General features: G+C 60.8%; 13 protein-coding genes. 10 read left to right on the top strand and 3 right to left on the bottom strand.

From position 1 onward, the window contains the following. The first annotated feature begins 305 nt into the window (after positions 1-305). The 8 genes from R3C19_23520 (at position 306) to R3C19_23485 (ending at position 9,054) form a co-directional block, all read left to right on the top strand. Positions 306-1,316, top strand: coding sequence for a zinc-dependent alcohol dehydrogenase family protein (locus R3C19_23520; GenBank protein ID MEZ6063328.1), 1,011 nt, complete (start codon positions 306-308; stop codon positions 1,314-1,316). A gap of 269 nt (positions 1,317-1,585) precedes the next feature. After that, complete coding sequence (locus R3C19_23515; GenBank protein ID MEZ6063327.1) at positions 1,586-2,320, top strand: hypothetical protein; 735 nt, start codon at positions 1,586-1,588, stop codon at positions 2,318-2,320. 118 nt (positions 2,321-2,438) lie between these two features. After that, entirely contained in the window at positions 2,439-3,779 is a 1,341-nt protein-coding gene (larC, locus tag R3C19_23510; protein ID MEZ6063326.1) for a nickel pincer cofactor biosynthesis protein LarC, read from the top strand. Positions 3,780-3,809: 30 nt separating this feature from the next. Then, complete coding sequence (locus R3C19_23505) at positions 3,810-4,004, top strand: hypothetical protein (protein ID MEZ6063325.1); 195 nt, start codon at positions 3,810-3,812, stop codon at positions 4,002-4,004. A 700-nt stretch (positions 4,005-4,704) separates the two neighbouring features. Beyond that, on the top strand, positions 4,705-5,148 hold the full coding sequence (locus R3C19_23500) for a riboflavin synthase (GenBank protein MEZ6063324.1): 444 nt from the start codon (positions 4,705-4,707) through the stop codon (positions 5,146-5,148). After that, positions 5,145-6,059, top strand: coding sequence for a 16S rRNA (adenine(1518)-N(6)/adenine(1519)-N(6))-dimethyltransferase RsmA (gene rsmA, locus R3C19_23495; protein MEZ6063323.1), 915 nt, complete (start codon positions 5,145-5,147; stop codon positions 6,057-6,059). The genes R3C19_23500 and rsmA overlap by 4 nt, the downstream gene beginning before the upstream one ends. A 213-nt stretch (positions 6,060-6,272) precedes the next feature. After that, entirely contained in the window at positions 6,273-7,754 is a 1,482-nt protein-coding gene (guaB, locus tag R3C19_23490; GenBank protein MEZ6063322.1) for an IMP dehydrogenase, read from the top strand. Beyond that, positions 7,687-9,054 (top strand): hypothetical protein, encoded by a 1,368-nt coding sequence (locus R3C19_23485; protein ID MEZ6063321.1) that lies wholly within the window; start codon positions 7,687-7,689, stop codon positions 9,052-9,054. The genes guaB and R3C19_23485 overlap by 68 nt, the downstream gene beginning before the upstream one ends. A 225-nt stretch (positions 9,055-9,279) precedes the next feature. Here R3C19_23485 and R3C19_23480 read toward each other — a convergent pair whose 3' ends face one another. Further along, positions 9,280-10,422 carry a hypothetical protein gene (locus R3C19_23480; GenBank protein ID MEZ6063320.1) on the bottom strand — a complete coding sequence of 381 codons (1,143 nt, stop codon included), beginning with the start codon at positions 10,420-10,422 and terminating at the stop codon, positions 9,280-9,282. Positions 10,423-10,780: 358 nt separating this feature from the next. On the opposite strand from R3C19_23480, the gene R3C19_23475 reads away from it, so the two are divergent. Further along, positions 10,781-11,950 (top strand): hypothetical protein, encoded by a 1,170-nt coding sequence (locus R3C19_23475; GenBank protein MEZ6063319.1) that lies wholly within the window; start codon positions 10,781-10,783, stop codon positions 11,948-11,950. A gap of 60 nt (positions 11,951-12,010) precedes the next feature. Here the strand turns inward: R3C19_23475 and R3C19_23470 are convergent, their stop codons facing one another. Further along, positions 12,011-12,868, bottom strand: coding sequence for a carbon-nitrogen hydrolase family protein (locus tag R3C19_23470; GenBank protein MEZ6063318.1), 858 nt, complete (start codon positions 12,866-12,868; stop codon positions 12,011-12,013). Between the two features lie 103 nt (positions 12,869-12,971). Then, complete coding sequence (locus R3C19_23465; protein ID MEZ6063317.1) at positions 12,972-14,474, bottom strand: M28 family peptidase; 1,503 nt, start codon at positions 14,472-14,474, stop codon at positions 12,972-12,974. A 258-nt stretch (positions 14,475-14,732) separates the two neighbouring features. Here R3C19_23465 and R3C19_23460 point away from each other — a divergent pair, with 258 nt between their 5' ends. Then, entirely contained in the window at positions 14,733-17,630 is a 2,898-nt protein-coding gene (locus R3C19_23460) for a DUF4398 domain-containing protein (protein MEZ6063316.1), read from the top strand. Positions 17,631-17,751: the final 121 nt, after the last annotated feature.

Here is a 17,751-nt window from a genome sequence, read left to right as displayed (position 1 = left end):
CGCTGAACGCGCGGTCGGCCCTCTCCCGGGCATCGCTCCGCTCGCCCGACCTCTCCCTGCCGCTGCGCTGGGAGAGGTGGGTGCGCGGCCCTGCCATGCGCGGTGCTGGTGCAAGAACCTCTCCCTGCCGCTGCGCTGGGAGAGGTGCATGCGAGGATACGGGCACGGCGAGATTTCTGCTGCTGTACTGGTCTCCTGCGGATACTCAGCGCCACGCGAGACGCCCTTCTGCAGCCGCAACTTCTGCTGATCGGTTGAAGGAAGCATCGCGACGAGTCACGCTGACGCATCCAGGAAGCGTTCATATGAAAACGATTCAATTTCCGGTGACCGGCGAACCTCGTGACGTGCTGCAGTGCGTTGACGCGTCCGTCCCGCAGCCGAAACACGGGCAGGTGCTGGTTCGAATGCTGGCCAGTCCCGTCAATCCGTCCGACATGATGTTTATCCGCGGAATCTACGGCGTGCAGCCGCAGCTTCCGGCAACGCCAGGCTTTGAAGGCGTCGGAATTGTCGAAGGATCGGGTGGAGGACTTCGCGGGCGGCTGTTCAAAGGCAAACGAGTCGTCGTGCTGAATCAGTCAGGCGGTAACTGGGCCGAGTACGCGATTGCGCCCGCCGACCGGGTTATTCCCGTCAGCAGCCACCTGTCTGTCGAACAGGCGGCCACGTTTTTCGTCAATCCGGCGACGGCGTGGGTGATGACGCGGGAAGTACTGAAGGTTCCGCAGGGTGCCTGGCTGCTGCAGACCGCGGCTGGATCGTCTCTGGGACGCATGGTGATTCGCCTTGGGAATCATTGCGGCTTCCGCACCGTCAATGTGGTTCGTCGGGAAGCTCAGGCTGCTGAACTGAAGGCCGAAGGTGCGAATCAGGTCGTCGTGTTCGATCCGGAACATCACAAAGCCGACGACCTACGGGATTCGCTGCGGCAGATCGTCGGCGACCAGGGAGTGCGCTACGCGATCGACCCCGTCGGCGGAGCAACAGGGTCAGCGGTGGTTAGGTCGCTGGGGCCGGGAGGCCGGATGCTGGTCTACGGTACGCTCAGCCCGCAGCCGCTGCAGTTCGGTTCTCGAGACCTGATGACTCAGGCGGCGACGATCGAAGGGTTCTGGCTGAGCCGTTACATGGCCGGCATCGGACTCGCGAGGAAGCTGCGTCTGTTCCGACGTATTGAAAGACTGATTCGCGACGGAATTCTGGCGACGACTATCGGCCGCACCTGGTCTCTGGAACAGGTCACGGAAGCTGTCGCCGCATCCGAGAATTCCGACGTCGACGGCAAGCAGTTGTTGTCGATTTCGGACGCTTGATTCCGTCGAAAGCCTTCGGTTTTCCCGTGTGCCGGAACCGAGGCATCCAGGACACGGCTCAGTTCCGGACCGCTTGATTCGCGCGACTCGTTGATTCAGAATGCCGCCGCCTGCCGCACTGGTCTGGTTTTCAGGACAGGGGAACCAAAGTCGGAATCAGGCAGCCGTGTAATCCCGGAGCGTTGTTGGTTCCGGTCTGTCCGCGTCCGGTCGCGCGACATTTCGCAGGGGTCTGCCAGCGCATTCACTTCCCGCACGAAGCGAACATCATGTCGATTGAACGAGCCGAACAACTGAAGCGTGAACTGACCGACAAATGGGTTGTCGTCGCGGCGGCAACTCCCGAGTTGCGGCGATTCGCCGAATACACCGGCAGGGTCAAGACCGTCAACATGAATTGTCGCGCGCTGGTGGAATTCGACGGTCCGGTGGACATCAGTTGGTACGACATTGACCCGGCGTTTCTAACCGTCGTGGATGCTCCGAAACCAAAGAAGGACGCCGGAAGCCACGCCAAGCCAGCCGCCAAAGCTGCCCCGGAATCGAAACCGGCGTCGAAGCCAGCAGCCGGAGGAAGCCCGCTTGACGCGATCCGGGCATCGGGCGGCGGAGCGAAACCGAAACCCGCGCCGGCCGGAGGTTCGCCGCTGGACAAGATTCGGGCGTCTGCCGGTGGTGCCGCATCGGCACCGGCGAAAAAGCCCGCCGGAGGATCACCGCTGGACCAAATTCGAGCGTCCGCCGGCGGTGCCGCGGCGGCACCAGAGAAGAAACCTGCCGGTGGATCGCCACTCGATCAGATCCGAGCTTCCGCCGGCGGTGGCGGTGCTGCTCCCGCCGTCCCCGCGAAGAAGGCGGAGCCAAAACAACAAGCTGCGGCGTCCGACGAACCAAAAGCCGACGCCGGTACGTCGACACCCGATGCCGGCAAGCCTCCGGTCCCGGCAGCCGGTCAGTCGCCGCTTGACCTGATTCGAGCCCGGAACGCAGCAAAGAACGGGTGAGCCCCCCATAACGCAGATTCCGTCTTTGGAGTCCGCCCTTTCCGCGAAGGCCGACTTGTGGAACGGCGGACACCGAATCGCTCACCGCCGCGCGAATCCGTAGCCCGAAGATACCATCATGAAAATCGCCTGGCTGGAATGTGCGACGGGAATCAGCGGCGACATGACTCTGGCCGCGCTCATCGACGCGGGCGTCAGTCGGGAAGCAATCCGCTCGGCGATCGCATCGCTGAATCTGCCGGATGTGCAGCTTCGCATTGAAACCGTCATCAAGAACGGGTTTCGAGCGATTCAGGTGCTGGTCGATCATCCCGAACAGCATGCTCACCGGCACTTTACCGAAATCGTCCGGATTCTGGACAACGCCGCCGCGCTGACCGATCGTCAGCGAGAACTCGCCAAACGACTTTTTCTGGCGGTCGCCGAATCGGAAGCTCGGGTGCATGGTTCGACGGTCGAAAAGGTCCACTTTCACGAAGTCGGAGCGGTCGACTCCATTGTCGATATCGTCGGGGCCGCCGTGGGCTTCGATCTGCTGAACGTCGACCGCGTTGTCTGTAACTTTGTTCCGACCGGCCGAGGCAGCGTTCATATCGATCACGGCATCTGCCCAATTCCCGCGCCGGGAACTGCCGAGATTCTGAAAGGCATTCCGCTGGCCGACGTGCCGATCGATGCGGAATTGACGACTCCCACCGGTGCGGCGATTGTGAAGACGCTGGCCGATGCCTTTGGTCCGATGCCCGCCATGACGGTTGACGAAGTCGGCTACGGCGCCGGATCGATGACGTTTCCTCAGCGAGCCAACATTTTGCGGCTGTTTGTCGGAAAAGCGGCTGCAGACGCTGACATGGAATTCGTAACGCTGCTGGAAACCAATCTTGACGACGTGTCGGGTGAAGTCATCGGCCACGTACGGCAGCGTCTGGCAAGGGCTGGAGCACTCGACGTCTGGGTGACTCCGGTGCAGATGAAGAAGGACCGGCCGGGCGCCGTGGTCAGCGTGCTGTGCTCGCCGGAAAGCATTGATTCGCTGGAGACAATCCTGTTCGACGAAACCGGGACACTGGGAATTCGGCGCCTTTCAATTCAGCGCCGAGTGCAGTTTCGTGACAAAGTCACCGTCACTACCCCGTGGGGAGACGTCTCCGGCAAGCGTTCGTGGCGAACAGGCACATCGCCGTCGTTCGCCCCGGAATTCGACGACTGCGCCGCCGTCGCACGAAACCACGGAGTGCCGCTGCGAGACGTTTACCGGGCCGCGGAATCGGCCTTCCTGCAAATCGCCGGTTCGGGCACACTACCGGTCGAACCGCCGGGAGGCACTTCGGTTCCCGACGGCCATCATGATCACTCACACGACCACGACCACGATCACGACCACGATCATTCGCATGACCACGATCATGATCATTCGCATGACCACGATCATGATGGTCACACGCACGATCACGAATGACGTGAAATTCACCGCAGGATGGCTGCAGGGATGCACGATTCCGACGAAACCGCTCACACCGCGGATCACGGCGACTCCGCCTGCCACCGGGCTCTCGATCTGATTGATGCCGCCTACAGTCTGGAAATCCAGAAGTACCAGTTGCTGATTGCGCGCGAACGCCGTAGGCGAACGGAAGAGATTTCCAGCGCCGATTTCGTGATACGCCAGCACAGGGCGGCGTAGGGCTCCTGTGATTGGACGTTCATGGAGCGCAGCTTCGGGTTTAACTGGCCGAGGCGGACACCGGTACTTTTCGCTCTTCTTACTCCCGCGAGCCCGAATGTCTCATACTGCCCCGCTCGCGGTTTGGCAGCCAGGCCGCTGCCACACCGGGGGCCGCACTGGGTAGCACATCTTCGCAGAAGTTGTGCGGCGCAGCCGTCGGAAACTGTTCTGCGACGGACTTCGACGGTCGTCGCTGCAGTGCCAGCAACCTCGTGCATCCGCAGTTTTCGTCGACAGATGTCACGGAATCCCACAGAAGGCTGCCGTTCCCGGAATGCATGCGGTCAGAATTGGGGCGGTGCCAGTCGTGTATTGAAGCGTGGCATTCTTCGGAGCCGCGTCGAAGCGATACTCTGCAGCGGTCCGACACCGTCGATGGCGCCGGAACCTGCTGAGCGGGCCGGTGGCAATCCGGTTTTGTTTCGCTAGACTTCGTCCGCAACACACGACGGCAGGCTCACGTCGCCGTCCGCTTCCCGTTGCACTCTCGCGTTCTGGCCCCGAATGTTTACCGGACTCGTTGAAGGACAAGGCATCGTCAGACTCCTGCGGCAGGAACCAAACGGTCTGCGCCTGACGATCGCTCCCGGCCCGCCTGCTTCCCGCTGATGCCGCGACGATCGGCGAGAGCATCTCCATCAGCGGCTGCTGCCTGACAGTGGTTAAGATCGCCGACGGGGCACTGGACTTCGAAGCCGGTGAGGAGACTCTTTCGAAGACGAATCTGGGGCGTCTGCGGACTGGCGACCCCGTCAACCTGGAACGTTCGCTGGCCGTCGGCGGACGGCTGGGCGGCCACTTCGTTCAGGGTCACGTGGACGGTGTGGGTACCGTCGACGAACTTCGCCGCAGCAATGAATGGGTGGACCTGTGGTTTCGCGTCGCGCCGGACATGACGCGGCTGATGGTTCCAAAGGGTTCCGTCGCCGTTGACGGAGTCAGCCTGACGCTGGTGAATGTCGAGTCCGACCGGTTTTCCGTGGCGCTGATTCCTCACACGCTGGAGATCACGACGCTGGGCCGGCGCGACGTCGGCGACGAGGTGAACATCGAACTTGATATTCTCGGCAAGTACGTCGCCAAGCTGCTGGATCGCGAATGAAGGACGAGGCCCGGCAAACTCGATCGCACCTGATGGCACTGTTCAAGCAGTTTGGGTTCAACCCGCGCAGCGATCTGGGGCAGAACTTCCTGATCGACATCAACCTGGTGGAATTCGCCGTCCGGGCTGCCGAACTGAAGCCGACTGATATCGTGCTGGAAGTCGGCCCGGGCACCGGCGGCATGACGACGTTTCTGGCTCAGCAGGCGGGCCGCGTCATCGCCGTGGAGATCGACCGCAACATGTTCGCGCTGGCCGGTCACGCGACGGCGGAATACGAAAACGTCACGCTGATTAATCGTGACATTCTGAAGAACAAGAACACGCTGGCGCCGGAAATTTCTGACCTGCTGAAAGCGGAAATCGCCACCGCTCCACCGGGCGCGGAACTGAAGCTGGTGGCCAACCTGCCGTACAGCGTGGCGACACCCGTAATTTCGAATCTGGTCGCTTCTGATCTGCCGTGGACGCGGATGGTGACCACGATCCAACTGGAACTCGCCGAAAAGATGATTGCCGAACCCGGCACGTCGAACTACGGAGCCCTGTCGGTCTGGCTGCAGTCTCAGTGCAGCGTCCGAATTCTGCGACGGCTGGGCCCGAAGGTCTTCTGGCCGCGCCCGGCGGTGGATTCAGCCATCGTCAGTATCTGGAGACACGATGGTCGCGGCGGCCGGATCAGTGATCGAGTGTTCTTCCTGGACTTCGTCCGCAGGCTGTTCCATCAGCGACGCAAGTTGCTGCGCAGCGTGCTGGTCGGGATGTACAGCAAACAGCTTTCGAAACCGGAAGTGGACGAGCTTCTGGCGGAGATGGGTCACGACCAGACGACTCGAGCGGAAAGCCTGGACGTATCGAGCCTGGTGAAACTGGGGAACCGATTCGCCGAAGCGGTGAAAGCAGAGACGTAGGTTTTCGGAACCGCGGTTGAAAGCCGGACCGATAGGCGGCGTGTTGGAATTTGGAAGATTGAATCGGGACTGCGGACAGTCGCGAACCGGGTGTGGCCTGACGGCAATCGGAAGTGGCTGCTCCGGATTCGTGAATTGTTACTTCCCTCGTGGACGGCCAGGTCTTCGACAACGAGTGAAACGACAGGCAACTGAACTGGAAAGGATCCGACCATGCACGACCGCATCGCCTACAGGGGGCTGACCTTTGACGACGTTTTGCTGGAACCCGGCTACAGCGACGTCATGCCTTCGGAAGTGGACATCAGTTCGCGGCTGACCAGAAACATCCCGCTGAACGTCCCGATCGTCAGCAGTCCGATGGATACAGTCACGGAAAGCGAGATGGCGATCGCAATGGCGCAGCTGGGCGGGATCGGCATCATTCACAAGAACATGTCGATCGAACAGCAGGCGATGGAGGTCGACCGTGTGAAACGCAGTGAGCACGGTGTGATTGTGGACCCGGTGACTCTGCCGCCGGACACCAGCGTCGGCGAAGCGGCCCGGATCATGGATGAACGCAACATCGGCGGCGTTCCGATAACCGTCGACGGCAGGCTGGTGGGCATCCTGACTCGGCGAGATCTGCGCTTTCTGGAGTCCAAGGACCGGCCTGTCGCGGAAGTGATGACTAAGGACAATTTGGTGACTGCGCCGGAGACGACGAGTCTGGAAGCGGCAGAACGCATCCTGCTGGAAAACAGGGTCGAGAAACTTTTGCTGGTAGACGATCAATATCAACTGAGAGGCCTGATTACGATCAGGGATATCGACAAGAACCTGCAGTTTCCGCGGGCGTCAAAGGACAACCGCGGTCGATTGCGCGTCGGCGCTGCGGTCGGTGTCTACGATCAGGATCGAGCCGCTCATTTGGTCGAAAAGGGTGTCGATGTGCTTGTCGTGGACAGTGCCCACGGCCATTCGCGCAACGTCATCGAATCCGTTCGGGCCATCAAACAGAGTTTTGACATCGACGTGATCGCGGGCAACGTCGCGACGGCGGAGGGTGCGAAGGCTTTGGCGGATGCCGGAGTCGACGCAGTCAAGGTCGGCATTGGACCGGGTTCGATCTGTACAACGCGGATCATTTCCGGAATCGGAGTTCCCCAACTGACAGCCATCGCCGGTGCGGCAAAAGGGCTGGACGGCACGGGAATTCCAATCATCGCCGACGGCGGAATTCGATTCAGCGGAGACATGACAAAGGCACTGGCCGCCGGAGCGTCAACTGTCATGGTTGGCGGTCTGCTGGCGGGAGTCGATGAAAGTCCCGGGGAAATGATTCTTTTCCAGGGACGCAGCTTCAAGCGATACCGCGGCATGGGATCGCTGGGAGCCATGGTGAAGGGCAGCAGCGAACGATATCGGCAGGGCAGGACGGATTCCGGCGACCAGTCAAAGCTGGTTCCGGAAGGCGTGGAAGGCCGAGTTGCCTACAAGGGCGCTCTGCAGCCTTTGTTGTATCAGTTGACGGGAGGCCTGCGATCCGGCATGGGATACGTGGGCGTCAATACCACGGAAGAACTCAGAGCCAAAGCCCGCTTTATCGAAGTTTCGGCGGCTTCGGTTAGGGAGAACCATCCTCATGACATTGCCATCACGCAGGAAGCACCGAATTACTCGGTGGAGCATTACCCCGGCGACCATAGCTGACCTGTTTTCGGATCGCGTTTCCGCGCGTATCCGAAAACTGCTGTTGGGCAGTGTTCTGGCAACGTGCCTGGGGGCTGGTTCTCTGTACGCCGCTGACGGTGACGCGGCGCGAATCCGAATTCCCGATTTCCTGCCGCCGCAGGAAGTCGCGGCACCGCCGCATCCGGCTCGCGTGGCGGACAGACTGTCGGGACCATCAGGTTTCCGAACCCAGACTCCGGCGGAGGAAGCGTTCGACGCCAGATCCCGCGCCGATCGACTCGTGCCCGTTCCGGAAACGCTGCAGCCGCTTCCTCACGCGTCTTCCCCGGTGACAAAATCGCGGCGCCTGCCGGGCGTGCCGGCTCAAAGTCCTGAGGAGCTGACGAATGATGTCCGGCGCAGAGCGACGGCACGTGAACTGGCCGATTCGCTTGTCCCGCCGATGTCGTCGATGCCCGTCGAACAGCCTTCCGCCGCGCGCATGTCCCGAGTACCTTTGATGCCGCCGCTGTCCGCGGTGCCTGACGACGAATTCCGTGCTCCCGTGCTGATCCCGGACGCCGTACTTCCGCAGGAATCAGCTCCGGTGTCGGAGTATTCGTCGCTGGCGTACCCGGAATCGTTTGCCGCGGCACATGCCCGGCGAGTCCATATGATTGTGCAGGATGAGGAGTCCTGGACGCTGGCGGAGAAGTGGCACATGCAGTCCGTCCGCTGGAACCAGCAGAACCGTCGCGTGTCCAACATGTTCGTGGAATTCTACGAACCGGTTGATGTATTGCCGGACAATCTGGATGACTACGGCATGAAGGTGGTTGTCGCGTCAGGCACTGCGCAGCAACCGCGATTCGGCGCTCAGTCATCTTCGGAACTGCTCAGCCGCAAGATCACTGACATTCGACCGTCACTCGACTATGCCTGGGGCAGCATTCCCAAAGAATCGCTGCCGGATGACTTTGAAGACCGCATGGATCGGGGCGAGTACGTGGCTGTTCGGCCGCCTCAGACGGTGCTGCAGTGGGCGCCGACCAACCTGTGGCACAATCCGCTGTACTTTGAAGACCCCGCGCTGGAACGGTACGGTCACACCTACAACCGCTGGGTTCAGCCGTTCGCGTCCGGCGGCCGTTTCATGACACAACTGGTCGGACTGCCGTACCAGATGACTCTGCACCCGATGCACGCCAGAGAATACACACTCGGCTGGTACCGTCCCGGCGAATGTGCTCCAAAGCTGAAGTACCAGATTCCGTTTAACGAAGAAGCCACCGTCATGCAGACACTTGTCGTGGTGGGGCTGATTCTTGTCATGCCATGACAGAGCATCGACCGGAGGCAATTGACCGGACGCCCGGCTGAACGCCGGAACCCGAACGGCGACGCGACGGCCGTTCGGGATCCTAACGGTTGTTGTGCGGCCGCGATCACGTATCGCCCGACCATTCACCAATCGACTGTTCCATCGTCCAGGCTTGACACGGGCGATCGCTGCCGGACCTTGGTGGTTCCGTGAGCGCGGAGCCCTGAAGGGAGAGCCTGCCTTTCAGCTCACGCGTTCCAGCTTTGTCACGCGGCCCGTGCCGACCCACTCTGCGACGAAGATGTCTCCCTCCGGTGTGAAGCAGGCATCGTGAGGATGGACGAACTGGCCGTTCTTCCATTCGTCCGGCTTTACTCGCAGGTCCTTCACTTCGCCCAGACGATCAATGGCGGAACCAAGCTGCGCAACGACCTGGTTGTTTTCGTCCAGCAGCGTCACGCGAGCTTTCAGTTCGGGGACAACCAGCAGGTTCTTCCAGGAGTCGATGTTCGCCGGGAGGCCGTAGCCGGTCAGTGTTTCGATGTACTTGCCGTCCATCGTGAAGATCTGCAGAGTATCGTGGGCTCTGTCAGTCACCACGATGGTGGGTTCGCGGCCTTCGCGTTTGTCGACCCACAGGCCGTGGGCAGTCTTGAACTTGCCTTCACCGTCACCGGCGCCGCCGAAGCAGCTCACCCAGTTCGCGTCCCTGTCATAGCGGTGGATGTAGAACGAACCGTATCCATCGGCCAGCAGGAAGCCTCCGTCGTCCAGAAACGCGAAATTGGTCGGCAGAAACCGGTCGTTGCCCCAGACCGCTTCGGTGGAGCGATCCTCGGCGGATGCGTAAACACCGGATTCCATGGGGGCTCGTTTGTACCAGACGGTTTCGCCTGTCAGCGTCAGTTTTGCGAACGCCTTGATCTGCTGATAAGCGGCGACATACAGAAACTCCTCACCGCCTTCTTCGCGAACTTCAATGCCGTGGCCGCCGCCCTGAAACTGGCTGCCGAACGCCCGCACGAACTTTCCGCTGGAATCGAAGACAAAGATCGATGGGTGATCCTTCTGTTCCTTTCGCCCTTCGTGAATGACATACAGGTTGCCGCCTTTGTCCACGGCGACGTTGTGAGTTGTCTGCCAGGTGTATCGGTCCGGCAACTGCGGCCACGCATGAACAACGCGGAACTTGTGTTGGCCTTCGCCGGTAATGATCTCCTCACTGGTTCGGCTGGCTGTGAAGGCCAGCGGTGCGGCTGAGATCACCGCTGCTCCCGCGGCGGCGGACGCCAGAAACCGCCGACGCGAAGTGCCCCGGAGTTCATTCGAAGCTGCCCCGGAGGCTGTCGCTGAACGGGATTTCCCGGTGACATCTGATGTGTTCATTGCTGTGAAACTCCCGTGATTGGTTTGGGGTGCAGTCGCCGCTGAGGAACCTCCGAAGTGACTTTCACGGCGAGTCAGGTGGTGCTCCGATGCAGTCCTGCCCATCGAAGCGAATGGTGCTCATTGTGGCCGTTCCATGCACGGCGTGCTACCGAATCATCCTGCTTCGAAGCCAAACACCGTTGAAGCCGCGAGTTTCCTGATCGCGATTTTCCTGCGGTCACGTTGTCGCCGCCGGATGCGCACTCTATTATCCCGGCGCGACCTGATTGTCTTATGCCGACGATTTGATCAACACACCATTCTCGCTTCACTGCAGTTCGGCACGGGCAATTCAGATCCAGGATTCACCCCACAGATGACCACCCACCGACTGTCGCTTGATTCTGATTCGAGTTTGCGCTGCGCCGATCTGGCCGAAATGATCCTGCAGATCTGCGACGATGCGGTTGTCGTTGTCTCCGCCGGAGCCATAGTCGCGGCCAGTGCCTCACTGCTGCGACTGCTGCGTTATCCGCCGACGACAGATGTTCGTGGCTGGCCCCTTGCGGCACTTCTTCCCGACGACATGTGCCAGCGCGCACTGAGGCGACTACAGGCGATGTCGACCTCCGATGGCGTTGCGACAGCACGAATCCCCTGCGTGCTGAAGCGGCACGACTCCGGCAGAATCGTCACGGACGTTTCCGCTCGAAGATGTGAAGACGACAACGGTGGTGGCCCCGTCACCGTGCTGTGTTTTCATCCGCACAACGACGCGACGGGTCTGCAGGCGTTGTCTCCCGAGGAATCTCTGCAGTGCGCTCTGGATCAGCGTTCGGCAGTGTTTGGCGAAATCGCATCTGTTCTGGTACACGAACTCAGCCAGCCCGTCACTGTCATTCACGGTGCCAGTGAATTGCTGCGTGAGGCTTTGGGTGACGGACAGATCCCCGACACCGCTCGGCGCGCGGCGGGACTGATCGTCGACGCCGGCCGGCAGCTTTCCTCCCGCTTTCGGCGAGTCTGGGATTTCATTCGGGCCAGGCAGCCGAATGTCCGGTCAGTGTCCATGAATGACATGGTTACGACAGCCATGGAGACGTTTGAAGCGACCGCGCGGCAGGCATCCGCGGACGTTCAACTAACCATGGCGGACTCGCTTCCGGATGTCCTGGCGGACGCTTCGCTGGTGCAGCTTGTGATCGTCGCACTGCTGAATTGCTGCGTTCGTTCCGGCACAGCAGCCGGACAAACAAGCACTGCGATTCACGTCACCACGCGGCAGGATTCATCCGTGGTGGAACTTCGGATCGAACCAGCGGCTGCCAAACGCCGTTCGACAGCATCGGCAAATGTGACGCTGGATCCGGAACTGACGGGCGGCCCAGGGGATGCCGACGCCACGCGCATCCATGCCTGCCAGACGATTGTTTCGGAACTGGGCGGCGTATTTTGCTCAACGCTTCCCGACAAGACGCACGATGCCGGCTTCTGCCTGCGATTTCCGTTTGTCACTCACGAACGCGGCGAAGACTTGTCGGCGTGATTCGGCGACAGGATCGCAGCGGGCCGGTTCCCGGTCGTCCGATGTCAATCAGCGTGTCTCTCAAACCGGTTCATCGCGTCCCGGGCGCGGCAGCGAATGGGGTTCGCAGATTTCCGCGTACATTTCCGGCCGGCGGTCGGCCATGCGGTCAATCACATGGCGTCCGGGAACTCGGACGATTCGCTTCTGCCGCGCCGCTGTCGTGTCGATCGTCCCGCGAATGACGCATTCGGCGTCGTCGCAGGAACCCTGCATCGTCGCACCGGTCGGGTCGCAGATGCGGCTGCAGCCGATGAATGAGAACCCGCGTTCCGTTCCGACGCGATTGACAGCCGCGAAATAGACAGCGTTCTCCATGGCTCTGGAATTCGTCGAAAAGCACGACATCGTTTCCGCACCGGGTGGCCAGTTCGTCGGCAGAACGATCAGGTCCGCGCCTTTCAGTGCCAGTACGCGCGAAGCTTCCGGAAAGCCTCCGTCGTAACAAATCAGCATTCCGATGTTCACGCCGCCGGCTTCGAAAACTTCGAACGGACGGTTGCCGTAGGTCGTAAACCGATCGACTCCCAGATACGGCAGGTGGACCTTGCGATAGCTACCCACAACGCCGGACGGTCCGACCAGTACCGCGGCATTGAACAGATCGTCTCCGTCACGTTCCAGCATGCCGACAATCACAAAGCTTTTCGATTCGTGACAGAGTTCCGTGATGAACCGCGTGGTCTCACCTTCGATTGGTTCGGCGAGCTGCATGGCTTCATCCAGCGAATCGAAGCAATAGCCGGTGGTGAAACATTCCGGGAACGCCACCAGCTTGCTTCCGCCGGCGGTTTCGCTGACGACATGCTTCTTCAGGGTTTCCAGGTTGGCTGGCTTGTCGGCGAATGCCACATCGGTCTGTATCAGAGAGATTTGCACGATCTGTTCCTGCGAATACCCGGGATTTCAACACGCTGAGAAGGCCGCGGCAGCGGATGGCCGGGGTGAGAGAATCGCCGGCCGGTTCAGCCACGGACTTTCGCTATTCGGACGCGGAATCGCCAGCCTTGTCGTCAGATTCCTTCCTGGCGAAATGACCGTGCTCGGCCGCCATCATCAGAGTCAGATAATCGAGCCGGGCACAGTTGGCGATCTTGCAAAAATTGATGCCGTCCAGAGTATCCGTCGGCTTGTGATAGTGAGGGTTGAACCCGCCGAACAGAAACGTCACCGGCACTCCCTGCTTCGCGAAGGACGCATGATCGCTGCGAGTGTAGACATCTTCCTCATCGTATTCGAACACGAAGTTCACGCAGCGGTTGGCCTGCAGGGTCAGGTCATGCAGGTCGTCGGAAAGGCGTTTGCTGCCGACCAGATGAATGGTGTTTGTGTTGTCGGCAGCGGCTTCGGTGTCAGACTCTTCATTGCGGCCGACCATGTCGATATTCAGCATGCAGATCATGTCGCTCAACGGACGCAGCGGGTGGTCGGCGTAATACCGCGAACCCAGCAGCCCGCGTTCTTCAGCGCAGAATGCCAGCAGCAGAACACTGCGTTTTGGCTTCTGCGGATTCACATGAATCGCCTTCGCGAGCTGCAGCAGGGCGGTTGATCCGGAGCCGTTGTCGTCCGCTCCCGGATAGACGCTCCCCTGCTGCTCGCCCAGATGATCCAGATGAGCGCCGATGCAGACGTGTTCATTCCGTACCGATTCATCGCTACCGGGGTACCAGCCGACGACATTTGGAACGTCAACGGACTCACGTTCAATTGACAGGCTGCAGTCGATTCGGACAGACGATGTGACAACCAGATTGCTGCCGGGATCGTCGTCGGTAAACAGCCGATCGCTGGCTCCGCAGTGTGAAGCCAGCCTGTTAGCGACGTCTGTCGATATCATCGCGGTCGCTCGCTGAGGTGCGGAGTCATCCGGCTGAGACACGGCCTGAGAGCGTATGCGATCGGATCGGGAAACAATCAGCACGCAGGCCGGATTCGTCTTTACCAGAAATTCGTCGCCCGGCCGGATGCGACCTTCTGACTGAATTACCAGCAGTTTATCCGTGAACTCACCTTCCGCGACATCGGGCCGCTGTTGTTTCACGCGGGCAAACACCACAGGCAATTGTGAGACAAATGTGCCGAAATAGCCGGCGAGCCCCAGTTCGGTGCCGTCGACGATTTTCGTGTCGCCTGCAGAAATCGCCGAGCTGTCGCTGACGATTTCCGTGCGGGTAAAAGGAACCGCCTGAAACCAGCTTCCGTCCGTACCGGCGGGCTGAAAACCAAGTTCCGCCAGCCGGTCGGCGTACCACCGGGCTGCCAGAAGATAGCCTTCCTGGCCGGTTCCGCGTCCTGAGTATTCCGTCCCGACCAGCACCGACAGCCAGGCTTCCGAGTCTGCTTCGGAGATGCTGTCGAAGCCCTGTCGAAATTCCGGAGGCGGCATTTCCGCGCCGGGATACTGAGCCCGCGATTCCAGCGGCAAGACCAGGCAGCAATACGCGGCAAGAAATCGAAACATTGAAACGGATTGACGTCTCACCAGGTGGCCTCGCTGAACGTATGCACGGAAATTCCCGTTTGCGGAATCGTCGGGCACGCCCGAGGCAAAAGCAAGCCGGTGGACCGTCCGGAACCGGCACTGCCACAGTCCGTATTCCGGCCGATCGCACCACGATTCGCCTGAAAAACTCGACTCGGCCGGATTGATGGCACTCGTTATGATTCGCGCCGCGAAATTGTCGGCCAAGACCGGCCGCTGACCTTGAGAAACCGCGAATTTGCGGTCCGGACGACACGGATGTTGGTCCTTCGATCTGTCATTTTCAGCGCGGCGGCGCTGATTCCTGTGATGCTCGTCATCGAATTGTCGCCGGCGGCGGCATTCGGTGATGAGGTGAAGGAAGATCCGTCCTGGCGTGTTGCGGGGGACCTTCCAAACGACGTCGAACTTGTTGCGGCATCCGAATTCCAGGGTGACGGTGACGAGCGAGGCTTGCGAATTCAATTCCGCGGTCAGCGGGATTTCCGTCAAATCGCGCTGGTAAGTCGCCATCCGCCGGCACTGCCGCTTGACGAGTTTCAGGCAACGCTGCGGTTCAGTTCCAGTGTTGCCGGTGTTCGACTGGCACTGAAGCTTATCCTTCCGAATCAGATCGACCCCCGAACCGGCACTCCGCTGTCGACGTTCATCCCCGGCGACCGATATTCCCGAACCGGTGAATGGCAGACGCTGGCCGTCAGCACATCCGCTGCGGCCCTGGAAGCTCAGCTGAGAAGGGTTCGTGCCGAACTGCATCGCAGCGAGATTGATGCGTCCGGTGCGTATGTTCATGGCTGCGTGCTGCTGGTTGAACTGAACTCCGGCGATGTCTATCTGGACCTGGGCAGTTCGACGTACGGACCGGTCGTGGCACCGACAAACATCGTTGCCGAGTTCGCCGCGCCGGATTCGCCGGGTAACAACCCTTCGACGACAGACGCATCAGCGGGATCGGGAAACCGGGCCACCGTTCGAATCGCGCGCAGTCAGGTCTTCGTCGACGAAAAGCCGGTGTTTCCGCGACTGACACCGGACCACGGCGAGTCTCCGCAGCTGCTTCGATCACTTGGAATGAATGCGATCTGGGTCAGTGACTACCGCAACAGCGAACGGCAGCAGGAGTTGCTTCGGAACGGATTGGTCGTCGTGGCGACTCCGCCGCGCCTGCAGTTCGATCCGGCGAATTACGACACGCCGCTGCACGGACTGCTTCCGCTGGAACAGTCCTGCCCGCTGGTGTCGGCGTTCTATCTGGGAACGCGTGTCGACGTGTCTCAGTCAGCGCAACTGATGACGTGGACGCGTGAAGTGCGCAGCGCTGACCGAATCCTGCAGCGGCCGCTGATGGTCGACATGACCGCGGGAGAAGGCATTGCTTCGCGCGAAGTGGACATGGTTGGCATCGGCGAACATGTCATCGGTCGCAACCGCTCGTTTGGTGAATCCCGCAATCTGACATATCAGCGACAGCGCGCTGCATCTCAACTGACGCTTCCGTGGACATGGCTGCAGACAGAACCGTCAAGTGACCTGGCAGCCTGGAGAACCGCCGCCGGCTTTGAACCGATGGTGATCGAATCCGAACAGTTCATGATGCAGCTCGTGGCCGCCCTGTCCGGCGGCTGTCGCGGCATCGGTTACTGGAAGACACGTTCGCTGCAGCAGGAATCCGGCGAAAATCCGGCGGCGATCCGGACGGCGGAGTCGGACGCCATTCGCGAATCAGCGCTGTCGATTGAACTGAACGGCCTGTACCTGCACATTCTGGAGCCGTTTCTGGTAGAGGGACGAATCGAAGGACATATTGCAGTGCAGATGGATGACGGTTCGCCTTCTCCGTCGAAGCCGCTGACTTCATCCCGCAGTGCTCTCTGGGATTCCGCGATGAATGGCTCCGCGATGCTGGCGGCGGCGAATCTGGAAGGTGTGCCGGAATCACCGGACGCGGCCGTTATCACCAGCGGGATCAATTCCGTGGTCCTTGCCGGATTCTGGGACAACGCCTCGCAGTTTGTGCCGCAGCCAATGTATTCCAGGCAGGCTCAGATGACGGTGGCCGCCAGCGAAACGGCGTCCGCATGGCGAGTCACCGCGACGGGAATCTCCAGCCTGCGACGAAACATGACAGCGGGCGGACTGCAACTGGCGATCCCGGACTTTGACCAGTTTGCTGTCTTCCTTGTGTCGTCAGACCCCGAACAGGCGCGCGAGCTGGATCGGCGGATTCGCGCCGTGGCCGATCGAGCCGCTCACATCCAGGTGGAACTGGCCCGCCTGAAGTATGAGCGCGTGTTGAGAACGTCCGCCGCGATTGATGAACTGGGACGGGCGGAGCCAAACGCGGCATCTCTGCTGCGACAGGCAGCCGGCCGACTTGATCAGGCCGATCAGGCTCTGGCTCAGAACGATGCCCGCACGGCGGAACGCTTCGCACAGGAAGCCGCGCGGCAGCTTCGATTCGTGCAGCAGCAGTACTGGCGAAGTGCGGTGAAGGACCTGCCTTCGCCAACGGCAAGCCCGCACACGGTGGCCTTCAGTTCTCTTCCGGACCACTGGCGGATGCTCGACCAGATCTCCGCAGCGAATCACGAAGCTGACGAACTATTACCGTCCGGAAGCTTCGACAATTTGCGGATGATTGAAGACGCAGGCTGGAAACGGCCCGCGCTGCCCGATCCGACCGACTACCGAAGCGCGGCGGACGTCGTCAACGACGCCGGTGGTTCGCAACCGTTTCTTCGAATGCTGGCGTGGAAACCTTCAAACGAACCGGGAAACTCCCAGCCAAAGCCATCGCTGCTGGTGATGCCGCCCGCTGTTGATGTGACCGCCGGAGATGTTCTGGAGATTCGTGGCCGAATTCGCACCGGTCGGCGTTTGCGCCCGGAAACGCCGCAGCCGCTGATGATCTTTGACAACGAACTGGGACCGGAATTCGCCGTGCGACCCAAGCCGGGACCATCGTGGCAGACGTTTCGAATGTTCCGCCAGGCGTCGCAGGACGGTCAGTTGCAGATTTCGTTTGTTCTGTACGGAAGCGGGGAGGTTCACCTGGACGACGTGTCGATTTCCCGCGTCTCCGGGCCAATGCGAAACCTGCAGCCCGCAGCGTTCCTCCGCCACGGCCACGTTCCCATTGTGCCCGAACGACGCTGACAGGAAGCGAAACCGCCGCCGCGGTCAGGCAGTGGATCACGCCCGCCGCTTCCGCACGACGAATGCTGACAGGCGGAATTCGCCACGTTGGCGCCGACGTCAGATTCGGCGCGCATCACGT

It is taken from the genome of Planctomycetaceae bacterium, from assembly GCA_041398785.1.
Taxonomy (GTDB): domain Bacteria; phylum Planctomycetota; class Planctomycetia; order Planctomycetales; family Planctomycetaceae; genus JAWKUA01.
The sequence above is the reverse complement of the archived record's forward strand: the minus strand, read 5'-3'. Positions and strand labels throughout refer to the sequence as shown.